This window comes from Micrococcus sp. IITD107 (assembly GCF_041927415.1).
GTDB classification, from domain to species: Bacteria; Actinomycetota; Actinomycetes; order Actinomycetales; family Micrococcaceae; genus Citricoccus; species Citricoccus terreus.
This window is the reverse complement of the sequence record NZ_JBHFFN010000001.1, coordinates 807232-831981: the sequence shown is the minus strand read 5'-3', so window position 1 is coordinate 831981 and position 24750 is coordinate 807232. Positions and strand designations below refer to the sequence as shown.

The following is a 24750-nucleotide window of genomic DNA, read 5'->3' as shown; positions in this document are numbered from 1 at the left end:
GGTCAGCGGCGGATGACGTGCTCGCCCAGCAGTTCCAGCGTCCGCCGCCGCGCCGAGAGGTCAGGGGCGGCGTTGGTGACGATCAGCTCATCGGCCTGGACTCGCTCACGGAAGGCGTCCAGATACTCCCGAACGGTGTCCACGGTGCCCACCGCGGTGTACTTGCTCATGGACATGACCTGTTCTCCGGCGGGGGAGTGCATCAGCATGGTGACCTCATCCTCGGTGAGATCACGGCCGCGACCGAGCATCTGCCGGATCCGCAGCCGCTGAGAGAGCTCCAACTGGCGGTGGGCCTCCTCGTCCGTGTCTGCGGCGATCACGTTCAGGGCGGCGATGAAGTGCGGCTCGGTCAGGGCCCCGTCCTCACCGGTCGGTTCGAAGGACTCCCGGTAGACACGTGCGGCGTGCTCGAGCATCTGGGGTGCGAAGTGCGAGGCGAAGGAGTAGCCCAGACCCAGGGCGGCGGCCAGCTGTGCACCGTACTGGGAGGAGCCCAGGATGTAGAGCGGCACGTTCGTTCCCGTGCCCGGGTAGGCGTCCACACCCGGAATGAGCGAGTTGCCGGTGAGGTATCCCTGCAGCTCCTTGACGTCTCGCGGGAATGTGTCCGCGGCAGAGGGCTCGCGCCGCAGGGCCATCATGGTGCGCTGATCGGTGCCGGGCGCCCGGCCCAGTCCCAGGTCGATGCGGCCAGGATGGAGCTCTGCCAGGGTGCCGAACTGTTCGGCGATCACCAGAGGTGAGTGGTTGGGCAGCATGATCCCTCCGGCGCCGAGCCGGATGGACTCGGTGTGGGCGGCCACATGGGCCAGCAGCACCGAGGTGGCCGAGGAGGCGATGGTGGGGAAGTTGTGGTGCTCGGCGAACCAGATCCGCTCGAATCCCTCACGCTCGGCCAACTGGGCCAGCTCCACGCTCTGGGCGACCGCCTCAGACACCGCTTGACCGGGACGGACCACGGCCAGGTCCAGGATCGAGACCGGATAGCTCATGCACACACCTTCATTCCCCGCGCCACCGGCGCGGACTCGTCATCGTCCTGGAGTACAGCGGAGACCACGCGGTGACTATTCCCTGACGAGGCTGACAGAGCCCCACACACGCCAGCGGCACCCAGGCGACCGGTGAAGGTCGGCTGGGTGCCGTCGTCGTGATGCTCGGTCCTCGGCTCAGGTCTCCCGGAGCTGGCGACCGCAGATCAGCAGCTGTAGTACAGCTCGAACTCGTAGGGGTTCGGGCGGATGGACAGCGGCAGGATCTCCACCTCGCGCTTGTACTCGATCCAGGCCTGGATCAGGTCCTCGGTGAAGACGTCTCCGGCCAGCAGGAACTCGTGGTCCTCCTCCAGAGCCTCCAGCGCCTCGTCCAGGGAACCCGGGGCCTTCTGGATGTCCTTGGCCTCCTCGGCGGGCAGCTCGTAGAGGTCCTTGTCGATCGGCTCGGCGGGCTCGATGCGATTGCGGATGCCGTCCAGGCCAGCCATCAGCTGGGCGGCGAAGGCCAGGTAGGGGTTGGCCGAGGCGTCCGGGGCGCGGAACTCCAGGCGCTTGGCCTTGGGGTTGGACCCGGTGATGGGGATGCGGATGGCGGCCGAGCGGTTGCCCTGGGAGTAGACCATGTTGACCGGGGCCTCGAAGCCCTTGACCAGGCGACGGTAGGAGTTCACCGTGGGGTTGGTGAAGGCCAGGATGGCCGAGGCGTGCTTGAGCAGGCCGCCGATGTACCAGCGGGCGGTGTCCGAGAGGTTGGCGTAGCCCTTCTCGTCGTAGAACAGCGGTTCCCCGCCGTTCCACAGGGACTGGTGGCAGTGCATGCCCGAGCCGTTGTCGCCGAAGACTGGCTTGGGCATGAAGGTCGCTGACTTGCCGAAGGCCTCGGCCACACCCTTGACGATGTACTTGAACTTCAGCAGGTCGTCGGCCGAGTGGGTCAGGGTGTTGAAGCGGTAGTTGATCTCGGCCTGACCGGCGGCGCCGACCTCGTGGTGGGAGCGCTCCACGTCGAGCCCGGCCTCGTCCAGGGCCACGCAGATCGCGTCACGCAGATCGGCCTGCTTGTCCACGGGGGAGACCGGGAAGTAGCCGCCCTTGACCGGGGTCTTGTGGCCCAGGTTGCCGCCCTCGTCCTGACGGGCGGAGTTCCACCAGGCCTCCTCGGAGTCCACCGAGTAGAAGGAGCGCTGCGGGGTGGACTCGTAGCGGACGTCGTCGAAGATGAAGAACTCGGCCTCAGGGGCGAAGAACGCGGTGTCGGCGATGCCGGTGGAGGCCAGGTACTCCTCAGCACGCTGGGCGACGCCGCGCGGGTCACGGTGGTACGGCTCGCCGGTGCGCGGGTTGACGATCGAGAAGTTCATGCAGAGGGTCTTCTCCACCCGGAACGGATCGATGTAGGCGGTGGCCACATCCGGGATGAGCTGCATGTCCGACTCGGCGATGCCCTGGAAGCCGCGAATGGAGGAGCCGTCGAAGAGCTGACCGTCCTTGAAGAAGTCCTCATCCACCGTCTTGGCGGGGACGTTGAAGTGCTGCTGCACGCCGGGCAGGTCGGTGAAGCGGACGTCGACGAAGACGACGTCCTCCTCCTTGATGTAAGCGAGGACTTCTTCGGGAGATGAGAACATCGTGGCTCCTTGCCGTGTTGCCAAAGGGGTGAACGGTTGACCCCAGCCTATCGGTGCCCCATGAGACGGCCGTGACGGCCGTGTTTCGGGCGTGTAACGAGCCCGGTGCCGGTGCCGCTGTTCCAGCGGAATGGCGGCCGGGGCCGTCGGTAGAGTGGATGGGTGGCCAAGAAGACTTCCTCACCGGGTGACCCGGCAGATCGTTCACGTCCCGACGACGGCCGGCAGGATCGCGTGATCACGCGCCGCGATCTGGCCAGCTGGGTGGACGGGCCTCCGCAGCGTGGGGGCGATGGATGGCGCGGGCAGCGACTGGGTCTGCCTGCACAGGGACCCACCTCGATGCCCGGCACCGGACGACGCATCCTGGCACTGCTGATCGACTGGGCCGCGGCACTGGTGATCTCCAATGTCTGGTTCCAGAATGCCCCGCTGGCCACGCTGGTGATCTTCGCCGCCATGCAGGTGCTGCTGCTGGGCACCCTGGGCACCACGTTGGGCAAGCGGATCGTCGGCATCCAGGTGGTGCGGGTCGGTGGCGCCTGGGCCGGGCCGGTGAAGGCCCTGATCCGCACGGTGATGCTGTGCCTGGTGGTGCCCCCGCTGATGGTGGACGCCGACGGCCGCGGCGCGCACGAACGGCTGGCCAGAACGGTGCAGATCCGCATGTGATCTCCGTCTGCAGCCTCACGCCGTGACTCGGCCGAACATGAGTCTGCCCCGGAGCGATGTGCTCCGGGGCAGACTCGTGATGGTGCAGGTGGATCAGCGACCGCGCATGGACTTGCGGTCCGGACGTGCGCGGTAGGGGTCGATCCCCTGAGGGATGGGCAGCTTGCTGGATCCCAGCGCGGAGATGCGCTTGTCCACGGCCTGGACCTCCTGCTTGGTCAGCTTCTTGGGCAGTCGCTTCAGCGTGGAGGAGACCTCGTGCAGTGCGACCTGACCGTCGCCGTTGCCGGTGTGGATGACCTCGATCGGCACGTTGGGCAGGAAGCGCGCCATCTTCTTGCGCTCCTTCTCCACGAGCTGCCGAACCCGCTGAGTGGGGCCCTCGGTCACCAGGACCACGCCGGGTCGTCCCACGGCACGGAAGACGGCATCCTGGGTCTTGGGGTGCACCGCGACCGGCTGCTCGGGGATGATCCATCCGCGACGCAGGGTGGACAGGGCGGCGCCGGCAGCTCCCGGGCGACCCTCGATCTGAGCGAAGGCGGCCTTCTCTGCCTTGCGGTTCATCACCAGCACGGCTGCCAGGAGGCCGAAGGGGATGGAGATCAGCAGCCAGGTGATCCAGTTGTTCAGCAGCAGGCCGATGATCAGGCCCACAGCCACGGACCCGAGGAAGGCCAGCACCATCCACAGCACGACCTTGGGGTCATGCGCACGAGTCATGGTGAAGACCTGCTTGAGCTGTTTGAACACGCCCGGCTTCTTGGTCGCCTTCTTCTTCGCGCGCTTCTCATCCCGGGTGGCCTGGGCGGTCGCCTTCTGATCGGCGCGGGCTTGCCGCTGAGCGGCCTTGACGGCCTTGAGCTTCTCGCGGGTGGAGGAGCCGTTTGCGGAGGAGCCGGAGGGGCGTGCGGAGGAGGGCGCGGTGGGCTGACCGGAGCCAGCCGGTGTCTTCTTGGATGAGGCCATAGTGGGTCCAGTCTACCGACCGGCGAGCAGGGTGGCGGCCTCCTGCCGCGTGGTGCCGGAGTTCTCCAGGTGGGCCAGCTGGTCGGGGATCGGACGGCCCTTCCGCCGCATGGCTGTGGCCCAGAGCCGTCCGGCGCGGTAGGACGAGCGCACGAGGGGACCGGCCATCACGCCAAGGAAGCCGATCTGCTCGGCCTCCTCGGACAGCTCCACGAACTCCTCGGGGCGCACCCACCGGTCCACCGGATGGTGTCTCTCGGTGGGTCGCAGGTACTGGGTGATGGTGAGCAGATCGCACCCGGCGTCATGCAGGTCCCGCATGGCCTGGCTGATCTCCGCCCGCTCCTCGCCCATGCCCAGGATCAGGTTGGACTTGGTGATCATCCCGGCGTCCCGCCCCTGACGGATCACGTCCAGAGACCGTTCGTACCGGAACGCGGGACGGATGGCCTTGAAGATCCGCGGAACGGTCTCGACATTGTGGGCGAAGACCTCCGGCTGCGCGTCGATCACCTGTCCCACGAGCTCGGGGACCGCATTGAAGTCGGGGATCAGGATCTCCACGCCGGTCCCGGGGTTCACGGCGTGGATCTGGCGGATCGTCTCCGCGTACAGCCAGGCCCCGCCGTCGGTCAGGTCGTCGCGGGCCACGCCGGTCACGGTCGCATACCGCAGGTCCATCTGCTGGACGGACCGGGCGACCTTCAGTGGCTCGGCCCGGTCCAGCGGGGCCGGCCGGCCGGTGTCGATCTGGCAGAAGTCGCACCGCCGAGTGCAGTCGGAGCCGCCGATCAGGAACGTGGCCTCGCGGTCCTCCCAGCATTCGAAGATGTTGGGGCATCCGGCCTCTTCGCAGACGGTGTGCAGCCCGGAGGACTTCACCGTCCGCTTCAGCTCGGCGAACTCCGGGCCCATCTGCACCTTCGCCTTCATCCAGGCCGGCTTGCGCTCCACGGGCGTCTGGGAGTTGCGCTGCTCGATGCGCAGCAGGCGGCGGCCGTCGGGCGAAGCGGTCACAGGGCGGTTCCTTCCAGGAGGGGTGTCAGGACGAGGGAGTCCTCGTCCAGGGGCTGGGTCACCGGTGCCAGGTAGGCCGGCGCCAGCGCCGAGAAGTGGCGCCGGACATCCGGGAGGATGTCGGCGGGCGCGACGGTCCTGCGGATCTCCCGGGTGAGAGTGGTGGAGCCGGCGTCGCGGATGCCGCAGGCCGTGATGGGCGTGTACGGCTCCAGGGAATTGGAGCAGTTCAGGGCGAAGCCGTGCATCGTCACCCCGTGGGTGACCCGCAGTCCCACGGCGGCGATCTTCTCGTCCCGGGGCCGCCGGGCGTCCGCTCGCAGCCAGACCCCGGAGCGGCCCTCCACGCGGACGGCCTGGACGCCATGGTCGGCGAGGCTGAGGATGATGACCTCCTCCAGGAACCAGACGTAGTCCTTCACCTCGGCAGGATGGGCCAGTGCCACCACCGGGTAGCAGACCAGCTGTCCTGGGCCATGCCACGTCAGCTGTCCGCCGCGGTCCACCGGCACCACGTCGGAGCCGTCGTCCGGGAGGTCCTCGGGTCGGGTGCGGCGCCCGGCCGTGTAGACGGAGGTGTGTTCCAGGAACAGGACGGCACCAGGGCTGCGCTGGGCGACGACGTCGGCATGAAGACGCTGCTGCAGGTCCCATGTCTGCCGGTAGTCGACCGTGTCCGGAGACAGTCCCAGGACGCGGTGGACCGGCAGAGAGTCTGTGGGCATGCGCACACTGTAACCCACCCGCCGGACCTGTGGACAACCGACGACGTCGCGCGACGTCCTCGCCCAGGATGGAGCCAGGACACGGACCCACCGACCAGGCAGGAGACCTTCCATGCTGCACGCCGACTCGAGGCTCCACGGCCCGTCCGATGGGGCACTGCCCCCCTCCGCCGAGGCTGTGCCGCCGGTGGTCCCGGGCTACCGGGTGGAGCGCGAGCTGGGACGGGGCGGGGCGTCACGCGTCTGGCTGGTCCACCCGCAGAACGGCGGGCCGGCGCGGGCCCTGAAGGTCCCCGATCATGAGGTGGCGGCCAGCCTGGACGCGCTGGACCACGAGATGCGCGCCATCGGCGAGCTGCGGCATGATCACCTGGTCCGGCCGCGGGGCGTGGTCCAGACCGATCAGGGTCCCGGGCTGCTGAGCGAGTATCAGCCCGGCGGGTCACTGGGAGCCCTGGTGCGGGCGGTCGGTCCGCTGCCCGTGGGCCAGGTGGTGACCACACTGGTGCCGATCGCACAGGCCCTGGAGGCACTGCATGGGCGCGGAGTCGTGCATGCCGACGTCTCGCCCGGCAACGTCCTGTACTCCGTGGACGGACGGCCGTCGCTGGGCGACCTGGGGTGTGCACGGCTGCTCGGGGGTGCCGCCCGGCCCGGTGGGACCCCGGGCTTCCAGGCCCCCGAGACCCGGCTGGACACCCGCACCGGACCCGCGGCGGACGTGTACTCGCTGGCTGCCGTGGGGTGGTACGCCTTGACCGGGCGAGCCCCGGTGATCACCCACGCGCGAGCTCCGCTGTCTCTGACGCTGCCGGAGATCTCCTCCGAGGTGGTGGCCCTGTTGGAAGCCGGGTTGAGCATGGATCCACAGGACCGGCCCACGGCGGCTCAGTTCGCCACGGCCTGTTATGACTGGGCCACACCGGAACCGGTGGATCTCTTCGGCGCGGCGCACCCCTCTGTCGCCATGGAACTGCCCACCCGCCGCCCCGCTTCGACAGCCAGCGGCTCGTCTCGGTGGCGAGGTCAAGCGCGCTCGAGGCGGCGCGCGCTGGTGGCAGTGACCGCCGTGGCCGCGATGAGCACCGGTGCCATGATCTGGACGATGCAGCAGGACAGCGGACCAGGCGCAGGATCCGGCCAGGTCCGGTCGGCCGAGACGCGGACGACTCCGAGCGCGACACGTCCCCCGGCCGAGGCGACCCATCACAACGCACCGTCGGCGGTCCCCGCACCTGCCGTGAGCGACGATCCTGCCGAGGAGGCAGTGGACCTGTTGGCGGACGATGAGGTGACCCAGGCCGTTCGTGGGCTGGGCCCGGCCCGAAGCAGGGCCCTGGTGGACCAGGACGCGGGCCAGGTCCGGAGGTACACCGTGGAGGGATCAGAAGCCCAGGAGCAGGACCTGGCACTGGTCGCCGAACTCACCGACCGTGACCTGCGCTATGAAGGACTGGAGCTCACCGTCCAGGCGGTGGGTCCGGCCACGGAGATCGACTCGGTGGATCCGAGCCCGGTGCGTGTCCCCGTGGAGCTCGAGATCGCTCCGTACACCACTCATGCTCTCGGAGAGGAGGCACCCCTGGCGGAACAGGCCACGACGGTCACCGAGAGAGTGGATCTGGAGATGGTGCGGACCTCCCAGGGATGGAGACTGAACCGGATTCTGGCCGCGGGTGCCTGACTAGGATGTTCCCATGCGAGCCTCGTACCTGCGCTACCCGCACGTCCACGGCGACTCCGTCGTGTTCGTGGCCCACAACGATCTCTGGACGGTGGACTGGAGTGGCGGCATGGCTCAGCGTCGGACCGGAATGAACCTGCCGGCCCAGTATCCACGCTTCAGCGCCGATGGCAGCCACCTGATCTGGACGGTGGTCCAGGGGTCCAGCCCCGAGGCCGTCACCGCGGCCGTGGACGGGTCAGGGTACCGTCAGCTGACCTGGTGGGGTGCCCTGGGCACGCGCACCCGAGGCTTCACGCCCTCGGGCCGTCCCGTGGTCACCGGATCCCATGCCGACGCGGACTTCCGCATGACCTGGGCATGGGCTCTGCCACCGGAGGGCGGACAGGCGCAACGGCTTCCCTACGGCCCGGTGTCGGGTCTGGCCTGGGACACCCGTTCCGCCCCGGGCAGCGACCGGCATCCGCTGGTGGTCTGCTCTGCACAGAACGGGGAACCGGCGTTCTGGAAGCGGTACCGCGGAGGGGCTGCCGGAAAGCTCTGGATCGATCCCGACGGCGAGGAGACCTTCCACCGACTCGTGCCGGAACTGGACGGCAACATCTCGGACCCGTGCTGGTCCGACGGTCGCGTGTGCTTCCTCTCCGACCACGAGGGCCACGGCAACGTCTATTCGGTCCGCCCTGACGGCACGGACCTGCGGCGGCACACCGACCATGAGGGGTTCTATGCCCGGCACCTCTCCTCGGACGGGCACCGACTGGTCTACCAGCGCTCGGGCCGGCTGTATGGGATCGACGGCGCCGGACAGAGGCAGGACGGGTCCTGGGCCGAGGCCGAACGCATCCAGGTGGACCTGGGCGTGCTGGGGCATCATCTGCGCGAGCAGCCCTATGACGGGACCAGTCGTCTGGCCAGCGCTGTGCCCGACTACACGGGATCGGCCTCGGCTGTGGAGAACCGAGGCGCCGTCCACCTGCTACTGCACGGGCAGGGACCTGCTCGCGCCATCGAGTCCGACTCGGACGTGCGTGCCCGACTGCCCCGCCTGCCTGGCGACCAGTACTGCGCCTTCATCTCCGATCGCACCGGTGAGGACGCGGTCCATCTGGTGCCCCTGCACACCGCGCACGATCAGCCGAACACGGGAGAGGACGCCACCGCCCACGTGCTCTCCTCAGCAGCCGGTGAGATGGCCGACCCCGGCGAGCCGCGCCGCTTCGACCTTCCCTCGGGCAGTCGTGTCTCGTTGATGGAGGATTCCCTGGATGGCCGGTTCCTGGCGGTCTCGACCTACCTGGGTGTGCTGATCCTGATCGACCTCGAATCCGGGGAGCAGCACCAGATCCAGGACACCCCATACGGGTCCATCACGGATCTGGCCTTCTCCACCGACTCCCAGTGGCTGGCCTGGGCCGAGCCGGTGGGGGCCGATGAGGCACGGTCCCGGATCATGATGGTCCGCACCACGGACCCCGGCGCCGGCACCGTGGAGGTGACCGACGGTCGGTTCCGCGACCATTCGCCCTCCTTCACCCCGGACGGCAAGTTCCTGGCCTTCCTCTCCGAACGCAGCTTCGACCCGGTCTATGACACCCAGGGGTTCGACCTGTCCTTCCCCGCCTCCACCAAGCCCTTCCTGGTGGCCCTGGACGACGACACCCCGTCTCCTTTCGGCCCCTGGACCTTCGGCACCGAGCAGGCCACGGGACGCGCACCGGGCAGCACCGTCCCCCTGGCGGGACAGCCCAAGCCGGTGGTCGGTCTTCCCGAAGCCGGGCCGGTGGCACCTCAGCAGCGCCAATCCGCTGGAACCGTGGTGGACATCGAGGGATTGAGTCAGCGGCTCGTGCCCGTTCCCGTGGTCCAGGGTCGCTACACGACCTTGACCTCGGTGGACGGTGGCCTGCTGTGGCTGGCCGACGCCTCGATCGGCTCGACCGGTGATGGGCGCTCTTCCTCGAGCGCGCCGTCGGAAGGGTTCCGACTGGAGTACTTCTCCTTCCAGGACCGCAGCACCACGGTGCTGGTGGACCGTCTGGACCGGTACCGGGCCTCTGGAGACCGCAAGCGGGTGGTCTGCATCAACGGATCCTCTGCCTGGTGCGTGCCCTCGAACCGACGGACCTCCTCCTCCAACGCCGACCACCAGAGCCTGGACCTGGGGCGGATCAGGATCACTCGGGACCCGCTGGCCGCGTGGCGCCAGGCCCTGACCGAGACGTGGCGGCTGGCCCGGGACTTCTTCTGGACCGAGGACATGGCCGGCATCGACTGGGACGGGGTCCTCCAGCGGTACCTGCCCGTCCTGGAGGCGCTGGCCACGGACGATGACTTCATGGACATCCTGCGGTGCCTGCAGGGCGAACTGGGGACCTCGCACGCCTACGTCACCCCCTGGGCCACCCAGGAGCCTCGGGCCGGCTACCAGGGGCGGCTGGGTGCCGACCTGGTGGTCGACGACGGCCGGTGGCGGATCGCTCGGATCCTTCCGGGCGAGTCCTCGGATCCCCGGGCGAGGTCGCCGTTGACGGCTCCCGGAGCGGCAGCCTCGGCCGGTGAGGTTCTGCTGGAGATCGACGGTCAGACCGTCGACGCCCAGAACCCTCCAGATCGCCTCCTGGCCCACGCCGGTGAGCGCATCGTCGAGCTGACGCTGGAGGCCAGGGACGGGACTCGGCGACGCATCGCCGTCGTCCCCATCCGCACGGAAGGCCGACTGCGGTATCAGCACTGGGTGAACGTGAATCGTTCCTGGGTGCACGGGGTGACCCAAGGCAGGATCGGCTACCTGAACATCCCGGACATGGTGGCCACCGGGTGGGCGCAGCTGCACCGTGACCTGGATGCCGAGACGGCACAGGAGGGGCTGATCGTGGATGTCCGTCGGAACACCGGCGGACACACCTCGCAGCTGGTGGTCGAGCTGCTCTCCCGCACCATCACCGCCTGGTATCAGACCCGCGGCAAGGAGACGACTGCCTACCCGGCCAATGCCCCGCGAGGACCCCTGGTGCTGCTGGCCGACGAGTTCGCCGGCTCCGACGGCGACATCATCACCCAGGTGGCCAAGCTCAAGGGCTTCGCCACGGTGGTGGGCACCCGGACCTGGGGAGGCGTGGTCGGCATCGACAACCTCTTCCGGCTCTCCGACGGCACCAAGATCACCCAGCCCCGCTACCGGACCTGGTTCACCGGCGGTGTGGGCTACCAGGTGGAGAACCGGGGCGTGGAGCCGGACATCGAGGTCGTCTGCCCGCCGCACGCGTGGGGGGCCGGGGAGGATCCTCAGCTGCGCCGGGCCGTGGAGGTGCTGCTGGACCAACTCGCCCAGACCCCTCCGGCCACGGCGCCGGAGCGGGAGGGATATCCGAACCTGGCTGCTCCGCCGCTGCCGCCGCGGGACGGCTGAGCCGCCCAGCCGCACCGCATCAGCACAAGGGGCCGACCGGATGATTCCGGTCGGCCCCTTCCGGGTCCTGCTGAAGGCGTTGAGTGCGGGCTGCCTCAGCCCGTCAGATCAGGAGTAGTCGCGCCAGAGGACGGCCACGAGCAGGTTCGCCAGGCCCATGCCGCCCACAGCGTGGGCCAGACCGGTGGGCACCGGCTCGCCCTTGTTCTCCTTGCGCCGCCCCAGCAGGGCGGCCACCAGGACGATCAGCCCGATGACGAGCTTCACCGCGATCTTCAGATGGTTCGGGCTGCCGTTGATCTCGGCCAGGACCACCAGGATCAGTCCGGAGAGGATCATCCCCAACGAACCCCACCACTGGGAGAGCGTGACGGTGGGGCTGCGGAAGTGAGCCAGCCAGCCCCCCACGATAGCGGCCACCGAGATCAGGTGGACCGCCACCATGAGGGCGACAAGGACCTCCATCAGAGACCGAGCTCGTTGCCGAACTCGCCCTCTTCCAGACGGGCCTTGACGGTCTGCAGGAAGCGACCGGCGTCGGCACCGTCCACCAGGCGGTGGTCATAGGTCAGGCACAGGTACATCATGTGACGGATGGCGATGATGTCATTGCCGTCGGCATCGGTCATCACCATCGGACGCTTGGTGATGGTGCCGGTGCCCAGGATGGCCACCTGCGGCTGGTTGATGATCGGGGTGTCGAACAGCGCCCCGACCGAACCGATGTTGGTGATCGAGAAGGTCCCGCCGGAGAGCTCGTCCGGAGAGATCTTGTTGGTCCTGGCACGGTCGGCCAGGTCAGCGATCTTCCCCGCGATGCCGGAGAGGTTCAGGGAGCCGGCGTCGGAGATCACCGGGACGAGCAGACCCTTGTCGGTGTCCACGGCGATCGCCAGGTCCTCCGAGGAGTGGTAGGTGATCTCCGAGGTCTCACCGTTGTACGAGGCGTTGAGCTTCGGGTGCTGCTTCAGGGCCTCGGCCACCGCCTGGGCGATGAACGGCAGGTAGGTCAGCTTCACGCCGTTCTTCTGCTCGAAGGCCGACTTGGCCTTGCCGCGCAGAGCGACGATGCGGGTCATGTCGATCTCGTGCACCTGGGTCAGCTGCGTGGACGTGTCCAGAGACTCGCGCATGCGCTTGGCGATGACCTGGCGGATCCGCGGAGCCTTCTCCGTGGTTCCACGCTTGGCCGGATCCACCGAGCTGGCCGGAGCCTGGGCAGCGGACGTCGAGGCGGCCGGTGCGGCCTTCTCCTCAGCGGCCGGTTCGGAGGCCGAACCCTGCTTCTCCACAGCGGCCAAGACGTCCTGCTTGCGGATCCGCCCGCCGACGCCGGTGCCCTCCAGAGTGGACAGGTCCACACCGTGCTGGTGGGCCAGGCGGCGCACCAGGGGAGTGACGTAACCGTCAGCGGAGGCAGCGCCACCGGAGGACTTCTCAGCGGAGTCGGCCCTCGGCTCATCCTTCTTCGCCGGCTTCTCCTCGGTCTTCTCAGCCTTCTGCTCAGACTTCTCGGCCGGCTTGTCCTCGGTCTTCTCCGGCTTCTCCTCGGAGGCCGGCTCCGACGTCTCCTCGGACTTCTCGGGCTTGTCCTCGGACTTCTCCGTGGAACCGCCGGCGGAACCGGAGCCGACCAGGGCCAGGATGGCGCCGACCTCGACGGTCTCGTCCTCCTCGACCTTGATCTCCAGCAGCTTGCCGGCCACCGGAGACGGGATCTCGGTGTCGACCTTGTCGGTGGAGACCTCCAGCAGAGGCTCGTCGACCTCGACGTCGTCGCCGACCTCCTTGAGCCAACGAGTGACGGTGCCTTCGGTGACGGACTCGCCGAGCGCGGGCAGGGTCACCTCGGAGGCGTCTCCGGAGCCACGCTCCTCCTGGTCCTCTGCGGCGACCTGCTCGGAGGAGACCTCCTCGCCGGCGGTGTCGTCGTCCCCGGTGGACTCGTCGTCGCTCGCGCCGGAGTCCTTGTTCTCCTCTTCGGCAGCGGCATCCTCGTCGTCGCCGTCGGAGCTCTCATCGGAGGTTCCCTCGCCGTCGCCGATCTTGGCCAGCGGAGCGCCGACCTCGACGGTCTCGTCCTCCTGCACCAGGATCTCCTGGAGCACACCGGCCACAGGGGAGGGGATCTCGGTGTCGACCTTGTCGGTGGAGACCTCCACCAACGGCTCGTCGACGGCGACCTCCTCGCCGACCTCCTTGAGCCAACGGGTGACGGTGCCTTCGGTGACGGACTCGCCGAGTGCCGGCAGGTTCACGGTTTCAGACATGGTGTCCGGTTCTCCTTCATGCGTGCCGACTGCTGGGCCGGCGTGAGGTGTGGGTGCGGCGCGGTCCCGTGACGGGACGGGCCGATGATGCGTAGGGGTCAGCCGTGCAGGGGGTGGCCGTTCAGGGCCATGGCGGCCTCGCCCAGAGACTCGTTCTGGGTGGGGTGGGCATGGATGAACGTGGCGACGTCCTCCGGGTAGGCCTCCCAGTTCACGATCAGCTGGGCCTCACCGATCTGCTCGGAGATGCGCTTGCCGATGCCGTGCACGCCGACGATGGGCCCGTCCTTCTGGCGCACCATCTTGATGATGCCGCCGGTGCCCAGGATCGAGGACTTGCCGTTGCCGGCCAGGTTGTACTCTGCGACCTCGATGGCGTCCTCGCCGAACTCCTCCTTGGCCTTGGTCTCGGAGTAGCCCACGGACATGATCTCCGGATCGGTGAAGGTCACCTTCGGGATGTTCACGTCCTCGACGATCAGCGGGTTGTTCCCGGCGATCTCCTCGGCCACGAAGATGCCCTGCTGGTAGCCGCGGTGGGCCAGCTGCAGGCCGGGGACGATGTCTCCCACGGCGTAGATGTTGCCCACACCGGTGTGCAGACGCTCGTCGGTGATGACGAACCCGCGGTCCAGGGTGATGCCCTGCTCCTCGTAGCCCAGGCCCTCGGTCACGGGGCCGCGGCCCACGGCGACCAGGCAGACCTCGGCGGTGAACTCCTTGCCGTCGGCCAGGGTGACCTTGACGCCGTCGCCGGTCTCTTCGACCTTCTCGAAGAAGGTGCCGAGGTTGGTCTTGATGCCGCGCTTCTTGAACTCGCGCTCCAGGACCTTGATGATCGCCGGATCCTCATTGGGAACCAGGTGGTCCAGGCCCTCAATGATGGTGACGTCCACACCGAAGGAGTTCCACGCGGAGGCGAACTCGGAACCGATCACGCCGCCACCCAGGATGATGGCCGACTTCGGGGTGTAGTCCAGCTCCAGGGCCTCGGTGGAGGTCATGATCTTGCCGCCGATCGGCAGGCCGAAGGTCTTGGACTGCGAGCCGGAGGCCAGGACGATGTTCTTGCCGCTGTAGCGGGTGCCGTCCACCTCGATCTCGTTCTGGGAGACGAGCTTGCCCTCGCCCTCGATGACCTGGACCTTCTTCATCTTCATCAGACCGGTCAGGCCCTTGAACTTGCCGGCGACGATCCCGTCCTTGTAGGACTTCACGGCGGCCATGTCCACCTCCTCGAAGGTGGTCTTCACGCCGTACTTCTCGCTGTTGCGGGCGTCGTCGGCCAGCTCAGCGGCGTGCAGGTAGGCCTTGGTGGGGATGCAGCCCCAGTGCAGGCAGGTGCCGCCGAGCTTGGCCTTCTCCACCAGACCGACGGTCATGCCGTACTGCACCGCGCGCAGGGCCGCGGCGTAACCGGCGGATCCACCTCCGAGGACGAGTACGTCGAATTCCTGGGCGTTTGCCTTTTCGGACACAGTGTGCTCCTCAATCATCAAGGGACCGGGATCTCCTGACGTCCCCGTGTTCTCAGGTACGCCGGGCACATGATCAGTGTCCGGCGCGCCGCGGTGGTGCCTCGTGGTTCACCTTAGCCGCCTGCGGCGAACGGCTGCCACTTGTTCGCGCGAGATTGCGCCGGTGTCAGCGGCGGTCCCGACGGCGGCCGGTCGCCTTCTGGGAGGCGGGTTCGGCGGCCGCGGTGCTCACCCCGGCGCGGCCCTCGAGGAACTGCACGAGGGTGCGCACCATTACGCCGGTGGCGTCCTTGGGGGTGTAGCCCCACGGGGCGGACTCGTTGAAGGACGGGCCGGCGATGTCCAGGTGCGCCCAGGGGGTGGGAGCGGCCTTGGCCTCGGCGGCGTCACGGCCGGCGTCCACGAAGTCGCGCAGGAACGCGGCGGCCGCCATCATCCCGCCGAAGCGGTCGCCCACATTGGAGATGTCGGCGATCGAGGAGTCCAGGGACTTGCGCATGTTCTCCGGGATCGGCATGGCCCAGGCGGTCTCACCGGCGGCATCGGCCGAGCGGACCACCTCGTCACGCAGGTCCTCGGTGCCCATCACGCCGGTGGTCCGGGTGCCCAGGGCGATCATCTGCGCACCGGTGAGCGTGGCGATGTCGATCACGGCGTCCGGGGCCTCATTGGTGGCAGCCACCAGGCCGTCGGCCATCACCAGGCGGCCCTCGGCGTCGGTGTTCATCACCTCGACGGTCTTGCCGCCGAAGATGGTGATGACGTCCGAGGGACGGGTGGCGGTACCGGAGGGCATGTTCTCGGCCAGGCACAGCCAGCCGGTGACCTTGATCGGCAGCTGCAGCTCGGCGGCGGCGGTGATGACCGAGGCCACGGTGGCGGCGCCGGTCATGTCCGACTTCATGGTCATCATCGAGGCCGGGGGCTTCAGCGAGATGCCGCCGGAGTCGAAGGTGATGCCCTTGCCGACCAGGGCGATGTGGGCGGCGTTCTTGGACTTGGCGGGGGAGTACTCCACCTTGACCAGCCGCGGGGGACGGGAGGAGCCCTTGCCGACGTTCAGGATGCCCCCGAATCCCTCCTTCTCCAGCTTCTTCTCATCCCAGACGGTCACCTTCAGGGAGTGCTGGCCCGCGGCGGCTGACACGGTCTCGGCGAAGGAGGCCGGGAAGAGGTGGGACGGCGGGGTGTTGACGAGGTCACGGGTGGCTCGCACGGCGCGTCCGAGCACGGCGGCCCGGTCGAGAACGGGCTTGACCGCCTTCTGCTTCAGGTCGCTGACGATCTCGATCTGCTGCACCGGGGCCTTCTTGCGGGCCTTCTCCTGAGCCGGTGCGGAACGGAACCCGGTGAAGGAGTACGCACCGTAGGAGGCGCCCTCGGCCACCGCGCCCAGCTGCTCAGGCGAGTCGGCCGGCAGAGCCAGTGCGGCCGTCGTCGTGCCGGCCAGGTGGCGAATGGCGGCACCGGCTGCCCGGCGCAGGGCCTCGGCGGAGACACCCGATCCGGCCTCACCGGTCAGTGAGCCCACACCGGTCAGCACCAGGACGGAGTCCATCCCGGGGATGCGCACGACCTCATCGGCAGCGCCGGTGACCCCCAGGGCCTCGAGCGAGTCGGCCAGGGCACGGGCGGCGGAATCCGCCAGCGGATTGGGCAGCAGGACCGGTCCGTCCTCGGTGGAGGCCACGGCCACCACGAGCGCCTGGGCGGAGCTGCGGCGCAGATCGGAGCCGATGGCCGTGAGCTGGGGGCTGAAGTCTGAGATCACGTGGAGTTCTTCCCGTCGTCGTCGGTGAGCGGTGGGCGCTGGAAGGCGGCAGGGTGGTGGCTGGTTCCACGCGCCGCCCCGATCCTATCGGCAGCGCCCTGTGTGGAATAACGGTCCGCGAGTCGGCGTTGTTCCCAGGTACCGTCTTGGGACCGCCTCGTCGGAAGGGATGACGCCATGCAGGACCCCACCTCTCTGTTCACCCTGGCACCGGCCGGGCAGGACCTGATCGCCAGCGGGATCGGCGACGCCTCTCCGGTGCGTGGCCTGGGCATGCTGGCCGTGTTCAACGGACATCTGGATGCCGGGCACCTGGCTGGCCAGGTCCGGGAGACGCTGCTGGAGACGTTGGAGCACCGGCTCCTGGCCACCTTCGACGCCGACCAGCTGCTGGACTACCGCGCCCGCCGCCCGGTCATCTCCTTCGACGGTGAACGCTTCCACGACTACCAGCAGCCCTCCTTGGAGCTGCACCTGGTCTCGGATCTGCTTGGCCGTCCCTTCCTGCTGCTCTCCGGCCCGGAGCCGGATTTCCAGTGGGAGCGCTTCGTCTCCTCGGTGATGTTCCTGGTGGAGCAGTTGGACGTGAAGCTGGTGGCCCTGGTGGACGCGGTGCCCATGCCCGTCCCGCACACCCGTCCCCTGGGCGTGACCGCGCACGGCAACAGGGAGGACCTGGTGCGGGGGCTCTCCACCTGGAGCCCCCAGGCCCGGATGGTCTCCGGTGTGGCACAGCTGCTTGAGCTGCGGCTGGACGAACAGCGCCGAGGAGCCACCGGGTACACCCTGCACGTTCCTCACTATGTGGCCGATGCGTCCTACCCGCAGGCGGCGGTGGCGGCCCTGGAGTATGTGGGCGCCGCCATGGAGCTGATGCTGCCCACCGACGAGCTGCGCGAGCGCGGACGTGAGGTGGACCGTGAACTGGACCGCCAGACCCAGGGATCGGGTGAGATCACGGCCATGGTCGAGGGGCTGGAGCGCAACTTCGACCAGCACGCCTCGACCGCCAGCCGGTCGCTGCTGGTCCGTCCGGGTGAGGAGATCCCGGATGCGGAGGAGCTCGGTGCAGCCGTGGAGGACTACCTGAGCAGCCAGCCGCGGCATGCCCTGGAGCCGGGCGAGTCCACGGCCTCGGAGTCAGGACAGGACCAGCCCGACGACGGCGCCGCGCCGGACGATCCCGCCTCACCTGGACCTGGCCTCACCTGACGTTCGGGGGGCGGTCCACACTGCCCGGAACCGCTGGGCAGGGTTCGGCTCCTGCACAGCAGACCGGTCAGCAGGAGCCGCCCACAGTCAGGCAGGCGGCGATGGCCGGTCAGAGCCGTCCCGGTCAGTCTGAGAGGCATGGAGAACTCATCGCCTGCCACCGCATCCCGTCCCGTCGAGCCCCCGCTGGTCCGCGCCTCCGAGCCCGCCGACCTGCTCAGCTACATCGATCATTCCCTGGGCTTCCGACCGCGTTCGAGCTGCGTCGGCCTGACCCGGCGCGGCACGAGCATCGGAGCGATGGTCCGGCTGGATCTGCCGGTCGCTCTGCAGGAGGGGCGGGTCGATCCACAGCACTATGCAGAGCTGATCGCCGGATACCTGTCCCAGGACGTCCAGGCCACGGACACGCTGATCTTCGTGTTCAAGGAACGGGTGCATCCGGAGGCAGCCGGCCCCGAACCGGTGCAGGATCCGATCAGCGGGGCCGATGGAGCGCTGGTGGCCGCGCTCGGGGACGCGCTGGCTGACCGCGGTCTGCCCCTGCGTGAGACCTGGCTCGTGGACCACGGCTGCCTGTGGCACCTGGACTGCCCTGACCCGGCGTCCTGCCCTCCGCACGGCGGGTCGGTCTCGCGCAGCGAGGTCAGCGCCGTCAACGCCACCTTCATCGTGCAGGGGTCGGTGGTGGAATCCGGTCCGGAAGCGGCTCGGATGCCCGTCCCCACCGAGAGGCCGTCCCTGGCCTTGGTCGCCGCACTGGAGCGGGCCGCCGTCGGGGTGGACGATTCGGACTACGTGGCGGCCTGGATGCAGCGGTGGGAACGCGTGCTCGACGGGTCGGCGGGTGCGCTCTCGGACTGGTCCCGGGCGGAGCTGGTCGAGCTGGTCGCGGGACTGGCCCAGGTGTGTCTGCGTGACGGGCTGCTGGCCTCGTCGGCGTTCACCCTCCAACGGGCCGTCTCCGGTGGAGAGTTCATCCGTGCCCTTCCTCGGGGAACCAGCGCACGGATGGGCTGCACGCCTTCGGAAGCCAGCGGAGTCCTCTACGTCTCGGCGATGCTGGCGGACACGGTGCGAGCACCGGACTGGGACCGGATGGACCGGCTGCGCGAGGCCTGCCGGGACCTGCTTCCGCTCGCCGCCGGTGAGACGGCTTCGGCCCTGCAGTGCCTGGCGGCGTGGGTGGACTGGTGCCGGGGGCGGGGATCCTGGGCCGGAGCCGTGGTGGACCAGTGCCGGGCACGTGATCCGTACTACAGCATGGCCGAGCTGCTTGAGCAGCTGCTGGACCAGGGGCATCTGGCCGGGTGGGCCGCACGAGAGGAGATCGCCTGGCGTCGTCGCAGGCCCTGAACGTCTCCAAGTGGCATAATCGTGCCGGTCCGGCTCCGAACCCGGGGCCGGGCCGCACACCGTCGGGAACAATTCACGACTCGGTGTGGTTGACCGAGGAAAGACCCTGCTGTCAGCGGGGTGCGGAACGGCCGGTGCAGCATGCGCCGAAACGGTCCGCGCCCAACATCGCTGACTTGACAGGGTCATCGTGGTGTTGACCGTCAGGGCGTCGCCGACGTCCGAACGAAAGGCTCTGAGTGACTACAGCTTCCAAGACGACCAGTACGCGGACCGCCGCAGCGACCTCGGACGCTGTGGCCGCGGAGGAGAAGGCCGCGCCGGCGAAGAAGACGACCGCCAAGGCCACGGCGTCACGGACCGCTGCGACCAAGAAGACCGCCACCGCGAAGACACCGGCGAAGAAGACCACGGCGAAGAAGACCGCCGGGACCCGGGCCAAGAAGAGCGCAGACCCGGTGGCCGAGGTGGCTGCCGAGGAGGCGCAGCTGCAGGCCCAGGAGGCCGAGCTGGCCGAGGACACCGATGGTGAGACCACTGCCCAGGATGAGGGCATGAAGGACGACAAGGGCGTCAAGGGGCAGAAGGCCTCGGATGCCAAGGGCGAGGACGACGAGGAGTCGTCCGGTGCTGGCTTCGTGGTGTCAGACTCCGAGGACGACGCGCCGGTCCAGCAGGTCGTCTCTGCCGGAGCCACGGCTGACCCCGTCAAGGACTACCTGAAGCAGATCGGCAAGGTCGCCCTGCTCAATGCGGAGCAGGAGGTGGATCTGGCGCTGCGCATCGAGGCCGGCCTGTATGCCGAGCACAAGATGAAGGAGAAGCCGATCAAGGACGCCCGGCTCCGCCGGGACATGGAACTGGTGATCGCGGACGGGCGCCGTGCCAAGAACCACCTGCTCGAGGCCAACCTGCGTCTGGTCGTCTCCCTGGCCAAGCGGTACACCGGCCGCGGCATGCTGTTCCTGGACCTGATCCAGGAGGGCAACCTGGGCCTGATCCGCGCGGTGGAGAAGTTCGACTACACCAAGGGATTCAAGTTCTCCACCTACGCCACCTGGTGGATCCGGCAGGCCATCACCCGCGCCATGGCCGACCAGGCGCGTACCATCCGCATCCCGGTCCACATGGTCGAGGTCATCAACAAGCTGGCCCGCGTCCAGCGTCAGATGCTCCAGGACCTGGGCCGCGAGCCCACTCCGGAGGAGCTGGCCAAGGAGCTGGACATGACCCCGGAGAAGGTGGTCGAGGTCCAGAAGTACGGCCGCGAGCCCATCTCCCTCCACACGCCCCTGGGCGAGGACGGCGACTCCGAGTTCGGCGACCTCATCGAGGACTCCGAGGCCGTGGTCCCGGCAGACGCCGTCAGCTTCACGCTGCTGCAGGAGCAGCTGCATTCGGTGCTGGACACCCTCTCCGAGCGTGAGGCAGGCGTGGTGGCGATGCGCTTCGGCCTGACCGACGGCCAGCCGAAGACGCTGGACGAGATCGGCAAGGTCTACGGCGTCACGCGTGAGCGGATCCGACAGATCGAGTCCAAGACGATGTCCAAGCTGCGTCACCCCTCCCGCTCGCAGGTGCTGCGGGACTACCTGGACTGAGTCGGACAGCGCCCCAGAACGGCCCCGCACCCTCACGGTGCGGGGCCGTTCTGTGTCCACCGGCGGTTCCCCCGGGCTCGTCGGGCACCTCCCGTAATGTGGTCCGCATCACAGCGCATCGCTCGAGGGCAGGACATTCCATGACGACGTTCGACCACTCCGCTCCGTCCCGGCGATCGCGCTGGTTCGCCGCTGTGGGCCCGGTCGCGGCTCTGATGGCCGGGGCCGCACCGGTTCAGGCCACCGGAACAGAGGGATCCTCCGGCGCGGAGTCCTCGCCAGCGCAGATCGTGGTCCTGGGAGACTCCTATTCGTCCGGCAACGGAGCAGGGGCCTACTCCGACCGGCCCTGCATGCGCTCGGATCTGGCCTACGGGCCGGTGGCCGCTCGGCAGCTGGGGGCCGAGATCACCATGGCCGCCTGCGGCGGAGGCGTGCTGGCCGATCTCTCCCAGCCGCGCCATCTGAGGTGGGAGACGTCCCGCACACGCAGCTATTGGCTGCCACGCAGCTCGTATCCCACGGTGGCGGACCAGTCCGCTGAATGGCAGCGGCGGGTGGAGGTAGAGGGGCTCTGCCGCAGTGCACCTGAGGACCGGTTCTATGAGTACCGGAGGGTGGCTCCGGCGCCGGCTGGGAGCATCTATACGGCCACGGCGGCCTGTCATCTGTGGGCCCACTCGCAGATCGCCTCGGTCTCGGATCAGACCGACCATGTCTTCCTCACGATCGGCGGCAACGACGGCGGCTTCGTGGACATCGTGGTCCAGTGCTTCGTGCTGCGCGAGGCGATCGGGTGCGAGCGGTCGCTCTCCGTGGCTGAGGGACGACTGGGGACCATCCAGGACGGACTGGCCGCGGCGCTGCGGGACATCGACCGTGCCTCGTCCGGCACGGCCACCATCCACCTGGTCGCCTACCCGATGCTCATCAACCGAGACAGCTACACCCTTCCCGAGGGGCCGGCCGGATGGTATGACGCCGGAGCTGAGCTCAACCGGATCCAGCAGGACTACACGGCGCTGCAGCGGGAGACGGTGGAGCGGCTCAATGCCGAGACGGGGTCGGAGCGATTCCGGCTGGTGGACCCCACCGTCACCTTCGAGGGGCGGGGCCTGGACCCGCGCATCGGGGCCAGCCAGCATCACTCCTGGATCGTCCCGCCGTTCTCCAGCCTGGACATCCCCGGGTTCATGCACCCCACAGCCACCGGACACTCGCAACAGGCGCCGCTGCTGGTCACCTCGGTCCTGGAGAGCACGACGACGGCCGGCTGAGTCGGCCAGGGCCCGCAGACAGACGAGGACCCGTCACCACCTGGTGACGGGTCCTCGATGGAGCTGAGTTGGGCGGCGGCGATCAGGCGTCCACCGGCTCCTTCTCATGGAGCTTGGCGGTCTCGTCCTGCCAGACCGTGGTCTGAGGGCGCAGGGTGTCCTCCACTGCGCGAGCGTGGTGGCCGCAGAACAGCAGCTCGCCTCCGACGTTCAGCACAGCGCGCACATAGGCCTGTGCTCCGCAGCGGTCGCAGCGGTCAGCGCCGGTCAGTGCCGGCGGGTCGATCGTGGCGGTGGTGGTCATGGCTGGCCTCCTCTTCTGGTGCCCCTGATCCTGGGGTCGGCCAGTCGTGGCCGCAGGATCGGTGTTGCGTACACCTATGCAACCACCTTCTGTCGGGTTTTGTTCTCCAGAGACCCTCCGCGTGGCGCGGTTTCGCTTCCCGCGTACCCCATCGCGGGTCAATCCGAGTCCAGCGGCGGCCAGTCGCCAGGGAAAGCGGCAGCCGCGCGGATACCCTGAAGGACGGTCCCATCCGTCCATCCAGCAGAGGAAGACATCGTGTCCCGCAGCAGTGAGTACAACGCCCGTCATCTGTCGGTGCTGGAAGGGCTGGAGGCGGTCCGGAAGCGACCGGGCATGTACATCGGCTCCACGGACTCCCGGGGTCTGATGCACTGTCTCTGGGAGATCATCGACAACTCGGTGGATGAGGCCCTGGCCGGCTATGGGCAGTCGATCGACATCACCCTGCATGCCAACGGGGCCGTGGAGGTCGAGGACAACGGACGCGGCATCCCGGTGGACATCGAGCCCCGCACCGGCCTGTCCGGTGTCGAGGTGGTCTTCACCAAACTGCATGCTGGCGGCAAGTTCGGCGGCGGCTCCTATGCGGCCTCCGGCGGCCTGCACGGCGTGGGCGCCTCGGTGGTCAACGCCCTGTCCTCCCGTCTGGACGTCCAGGTCTTCCGGGGCGGCAAGATCCATCAGATGTCGTTCCGCCGTGGAGAGCCGGGTCGCTTCACGGACTCCGGATCCACCCACCGCCCAGATGCCCCCTTCGAACCCTCCACGGACATCTCGCCGATGGACGTGGTCGGCAAGGCCAAGCGCGGTCAGACCGGAACCCGCGTGCGGTATTGGGCCGATGAACAGATCTTCACGCCTGATGCGAAGTTCTCCTACACCGAGCTGCAGGGCCGGGCTCGGCAGACGGCATTCCTGGTGCCCGGACTGCGCATCAGCATCCGGGACGAGCGGCGTCTGCCCGGCACCCCCGGCGCAGACGGTCCTGTGGAAGAGGTCTTCCAGTACGACGGCGGCATCTCTGAGTTCGCTGAGCACCTGTCCTCCGCCAGCCCGGTGACCGATGTCTGGCGCCTGCAGGGCACCGGATCGTTCTCCGAGCGTGTCCCGGTGCTCGGCGACGACGGTCGGACCGCGATGGAGGATGTGGAGCGCGAGTGCGAGGTGGACATCGCCCTGCGCTGGGACGTCGGATACGACACCACCTTCCGGTCCTTCGTCAACATCATCGCCACACCCAAGGGAGGAACCCATCAGTCCGGGTTCGAGCAGGCTCTGCTCAAGACCTTCCGCAAGACGGTGGAGGCCAACGCGCGCAAGCTCAAGGCCGGCAACGACAAGCTCGAGAAGGACGATGTCCTCGCCGGGCTCACCGCCGTGCTGACCGTCCGACTGGCCGAACCGCAGTTCGAGGGACAGACCAAGGAGGTGCTGGGCACTCCGGCGGTCCGCGCGATCGTGGCCAAGGTGGTGGAGAAGGAGCTCACCGCACTGTTCGCGTCCTCGAAGCGGCAGGACAAGACCCAGACCTCCCAGCTGTTGGAGAAGGTCGTGGCGGAGATGAAGTCTCGGATCTCCGCGCGGACACACAAGGAGAACCAGCGGCGCAAGAACGCCTTGGAGACCTCCACCATGCCGACCAAGCTGGCCGACTGCCGGACCAATGACGTGGCCAGCTCCGAGCTGTTCATCGTGGAGGGCGACTCTGCACTCGGCACCGCCAAGCTGGCCCGGTCCTCGGACTTCCAAGCGCTGCTGCCCATCCGCGGCAAGATCCTCAACGTGCAGAAGGCCTCGGTGGGCGACATGCTCTCCAACGCCGAGTGCGCCGCGCTGATCCAGGTGATCGGTGGGGGAGCGGGACGCAGCTTCGATCTGGAGGCCGCCCGGTATGGCAAGGTCATCCTGATGACGGATGCCGACGTCGACGGCGCTCACATCCGCACCCTGCTGCTGACCCTGTTCTTCCGGTACATGCGGCCCATGGTGGAGGCCGGACGGGTGTATGCCGCGGTGCCGCCCCTGCATCGGGTGGAGGTGGTCACGCGCGGCTCGGGCGCCAATGAAGTGGTCTACACCTATTCCGAGAACGAGCTGCACACCCTGCTGGCGCAGCTGGAGAAGGACGGACGCAGCTACAAGGAGCCGATCCAGCGCTACAAGGGCCTGGGTGAGATGGATGCCGACCAGCTCTCCGAGACCACCATGGATCCTCGACACCGCACGCTGCGCCGGGTCAACATCTCCGAGGTGGAGCGTGCCGAGCAGATCTTCGACCTGCTCATGGGCTCCGAGGTCGCCCCTCGCAAGCAGTTCATCATCTCCGGTGCCGATGATCTGGACCGCGACCGGATCGATGCCTGACCGGCGGCG

General features: G+C 68.4%; 18 protein-coding genes. 8 read left to right on the top strand and 10 right to left on the bottom strand.

Going from position 1 to position 24750, the window contains the following annotated elements:
* Positions 1 to 2: 2 nt before the first annotated feature.
* Both ACEXHE_RS03880 and glnA read right to left on the bottom strand, forming a co-directional pair.
* Positions 3 to 995 (bottom strand): LLM class flavin-dependent oxidoreductase, encoded by a 993-nt coding sequence (locus ACEXHE_RS03880; protein ID WP_091696405.1) that lies wholly within the window; start codon positions 993 to 995, stop codon positions 3 to 5.
* A gap of 206 nt (positions 996 to 1201) precedes the next feature.
* Positions 1202 to 2626: a type I glutamate--ammonia ligase gene (glnA, locus tag ACEXHE_RS03875; protein WP_374784758.1), complete on the bottom strand. Its 1425-nt coding sequence runs from the start codon at positions 2624 to 2626 to the stop codon at positions 1202 to 1204.
* 162 nt (positions 2627 to 2788) lie between these two features.
* Between glnA and ACEXHE_RS03870 the strand changes: the two genes are divergently transcribed.
* On the top strand, positions 2789 to 3298 hold the full coding sequence (locus ACEXHE_RS03870) for an RDD family protein (RefSeq protein WP_374784757.1): 510 nt from the start codon (positions 2789 to 2791) through the stop codon (positions 3296 to 3298).
* A gap of 93 nt (positions 3299 to 3391) precedes the next feature.
* Here the strand turns inward: ACEXHE_RS03870 and ACEXHE_RS03865 are convergent, their stop codons facing one another.
* Genes ACEXHE_RS03865 through lipB form a run of 3 tightly spaced genes read right to left on the bottom strand, consistent with a single transcriptional unit; the run spans position 3392 to position 6009 of the window.
* Positions 3392 to 4267: a DUF4191 domain-containing protein gene (locus tag ACEXHE_RS03865; RefSeq protein ID WP_260061851.1), complete on the bottom strand. Its 876-nt coding sequence runs from the start codon at positions 4265 to 4267 to the stop codon at positions 3392 to 3394.
* A 12-nt stretch (positions 4268 to 4279) separates the two neighbouring features.
* Entirely contained in the window at positions 4280 to 5284 is a 1005-nt protein-coding gene (gene lipA / locus ACEXHE_RS03860) for a lipoyl synthase (protein WP_374784756.1), read from the bottom strand.
* Positions 5281 to 6009 carry a lipoyl(octanoyl) transferase LipB gene (gene lipB / locus ACEXHE_RS03855; RefSeq protein ID WP_374784755.1) on the bottom strand — a complete coding sequence of 243 codons (729 nt, stop codon included), beginning with the start codon at positions 6007 to 6009 and terminating at the stop codon, positions 5281 to 5283. The genes lipA and lipB overlap by 4 nt, the downstream gene beginning before the upstream one ends.
* 112 nt (positions 6010 to 6121) lie before the next feature.
* On the opposite strand from lipB, the gene ACEXHE_RS03850 reads away from it, so the two are divergent.
* A complete protein-coding gene (locus ACEXHE_RS03850) occupies positions 6122 to 7693 on the top strand; it encodes a protein kinase (RefSeq protein ID WP_374784754.1) in 1572 nt (523 codons plus the stop codon).
* 13 nt (positions 7694 to 7706) lie between these two features.
* Positions 7707 to 11105 (top strand): S41 family peptidase, encoded by a 3399-nt coding sequence (locus ACEXHE_RS03845; RefSeq protein WP_374784753.1) that lies wholly within the window; start codon positions 7707 to 7709, stop codon positions 11103 to 11105.
* A 108-nt stretch (positions 11106 to 11213) separates the two neighbouring features.
* Here ACEXHE_RS03845 and ACEXHE_RS03840 read toward each other — a convergent pair whose 3' ends face one another.
* The 4 genes from ACEXHE_RS03840 to ACEXHE_RS03825 all read right to left on the bottom strand — a co-directional run bounded on the left by ACEXHE_RS03840 (position 11214) and on the right by ACEXHE_RS03825 (position 16624).
* Positions 11214 to 11570, bottom strand: coding sequence for a hypothetical protein (locus ACEXHE_RS03840; RefSeq protein ID WP_091696389.1), 357 nt, complete (start codon positions 11568 to 11570; stop codon positions 11214 to 11216).
* Positions 11570 to 13375, bottom strand: a complete 1806-nt coding sequence (sucB, locus tag ACEXHE_RS03835; protein ID WP_374784752.1) for a 2-oxoglutarate dehydrogenase, E2 component, dihydrolipoamide succinyltransferase — start codon at positions 13373 to 13375, stop codon at positions 11570 to 11572. The genes ACEXHE_RS03840 and sucB overlap by 1 nt, the downstream gene beginning before the upstream one ends.
* A 98-nt stretch (positions 13376 to 13473) precedes the next feature.
* Positions 13474 to 14853, bottom strand: coding sequence for a dihydrolipoyl dehydrogenase (gene lpdA, locus ACEXHE_RS03830; RefSeq protein WP_277245877.1), 1380 nt, complete (start codon positions 14851 to 14853; stop codon positions 13474 to 13476).
* 166 nt (positions 14854 to 15019) lie between these two features.
* Positions 15020 to 16624, bottom strand: a complete 1605-nt coding sequence (locus tag ACEXHE_RS03825) for a leucyl aminopeptidase (protein ID WP_374784751.1) — start codon at positions 16622 to 16624, stop codon at positions 15020 to 15022.
* Between the two features lie 177 nt (positions 16625 to 16801).
* On the opposite strand from ACEXHE_RS03825, the gene ACEXHE_RS03820 reads away from it, so the two are divergent.
* The 4 genes from ACEXHE_RS03820 to ACEXHE_RS03805 all read left to right on the top strand — a co-directional run bounded on the left by ACEXHE_RS03820 (position 16802) and on the right by ACEXHE_RS03805 (position 22070).
* Complete coding sequence (locus ACEXHE_RS03820) at positions 16802 to 17836, top strand: proteasome assembly chaperone family protein (RefSeq protein WP_277245875.1); 1035 nt, start codon at positions 16802 to 16804, stop codon at positions 17834 to 17836.
* 138 nt (positions 17837 to 17974) lie between these two features.
* On the top strand, positions 17975 to 19192 hold the full coding sequence (locus ACEXHE_RS03815) for a DUF4192 family protein (RefSeq protein WP_374784750.1): 1218 nt from the start codon (positions 17975 to 17977) through the stop codon (positions 19190 to 19192).
* A 239-nt stretch (positions 19193 to 19431) separates the two neighbouring features.
* On the top strand, positions 19432 to 20793 hold the full coding sequence (locus tag ACEXHE_RS03810; RefSeq protein ID WP_374784749.1) for an RNA polymerase sigma factor: 1362 nt from the start codon (positions 19432 to 19434) through the stop codon (positions 20791 to 20793).
* Positions 20794 to 20933: 140 nt separating this feature from the next.
* Positions 20934 to 22070, top strand: coding sequence for an SGNH/GDSL hydrolase family protein (locus tag ACEXHE_RS03805; RefSeq protein WP_374784748.1), 1137 nt, complete (start codon positions 20934 to 20936; stop codon positions 22068 to 22070).
* A gap of 82 nt (positions 22071 to 22152) precedes the next feature.
* Here the strand turns inward: ACEXHE_RS03805 and ACEXHE_RS03800 are convergent, their stop codons facing one another.
* Positions 22153 to 22374: a hypothetical protein gene (locus ACEXHE_RS03800; protein ID WP_091696374.1), complete on the bottom strand. Its 222-nt coding sequence runs from the start codon at positions 22372 to 22374 to the stop codon at positions 22153 to 22155.
* 258 nt (positions 22375 to 22632) lie between these two features.
* On the opposite strand from ACEXHE_RS03800, the gene ACEXHE_RS03795 reads away from it, so the two are divergent.
* On the top strand, positions 22633 to 24741 hold the full coding sequence (locus ACEXHE_RS03795) for a type IIA DNA topoisomerase subunit B (protein WP_091696371.1): 2109 nt from the start codon (positions 22633 to 22635) through the stop codon (positions 24739 to 24741).
* Positions 24742 to 24750 lie beyond the last annotated feature (9 nt).

What these genes read in the sequence shown, in the direction of transcription:
- glnA (WP_374784758.1), bottom strand. Translation starts at nt 2,626, where the DNA reads ATGTTCTCATCTCCCGAAGAAGTCCTCGCTTACATCAAGGAGGAGGAC.
- ACEXHE_RS03850 (WP_374784754.1), top strand. Translation starts at nt 6,122, where the DNA reads ATGCTGCACGCCGACTCGAGGCTCCACGGCCCGTCCGATGGGGCACTG.
- ACEXHE_RS03880 (WP_091696405.1), bottom strand. Translation starts at nt 995, where the DNA reads ATGAGCTATCCGGTCTCGATCCTGGACCTGGCCGTGGTCCGTCCCGGT.
- ACEXHE_RS03865 (WP_260061851.1), bottom strand. Translation starts at nt 4,267, where the DNA reads ATGGCCTCATCCAAGAAGACACCGGCTGGCTCCGGTCAGCCCACCGCG.
- ACEXHE_RS03800 (WP_091696374.1), bottom strand. Translation starts at nt 22,374, where the DNA reads ATGACCACCACCGCCACGATCGACCCGCCGGCACTGACCGGCGCTGAC.
- ACEXHE_RS03820 (WP_277245875.1), top strand. Translation starts at nt 16,802, where the DNA reads ATGCAGGACCCCACCTCTCTGTTCACCCTGGCACCGGCCGGGCAGGAC.
- ACEXHE_RS03815 (WP_374784750.1), top strand. Translation starts at nt 17,975, where the DNA reads ATGGAGAACTCATCGCCTGCCACCGCATCCCGTCCCGTCGAGCCCCCG.
- lipB (WP_374784755.1), bottom strand. Translation starts at nt 6,009, where the DNA reads ATGCCCACAGACTCTCTGCCGGTCCACCGCGTCCTGGGACTGTCTCCG.
- ACEXHE_RS03840 (WP_091696389.1), bottom strand. Translation starts at nt 11,570, where the DNA reads ATGGAGGTCCTTGTCGCCCTCATGGTGGCGGTCCACCTGATCTCGGTG.
- ACEXHE_RS03805 (WP_374784748.1), top strand. Translation starts at nt 20,934, where the DNA reads ATGACGACGTTCGACCACTCCGCTCCGTCCCGGCGATCGCGCTGGTTC.
- ACEXHE_RS03845 (WP_374784753.1), top strand. Translation starts at nt 7,707, where the DNA reads ATGCGAGCCTCGTACCTGCGCTACCCGCACGTCCACGGCGACTCCGTC.
- sucB (WP_374784752.1), bottom strand. Translation starts at nt 13,375, where the DNA reads ATGTCTGAAACCGTGAACCTGCCGGCACTCGGCGAGTCCGTCACCGAA.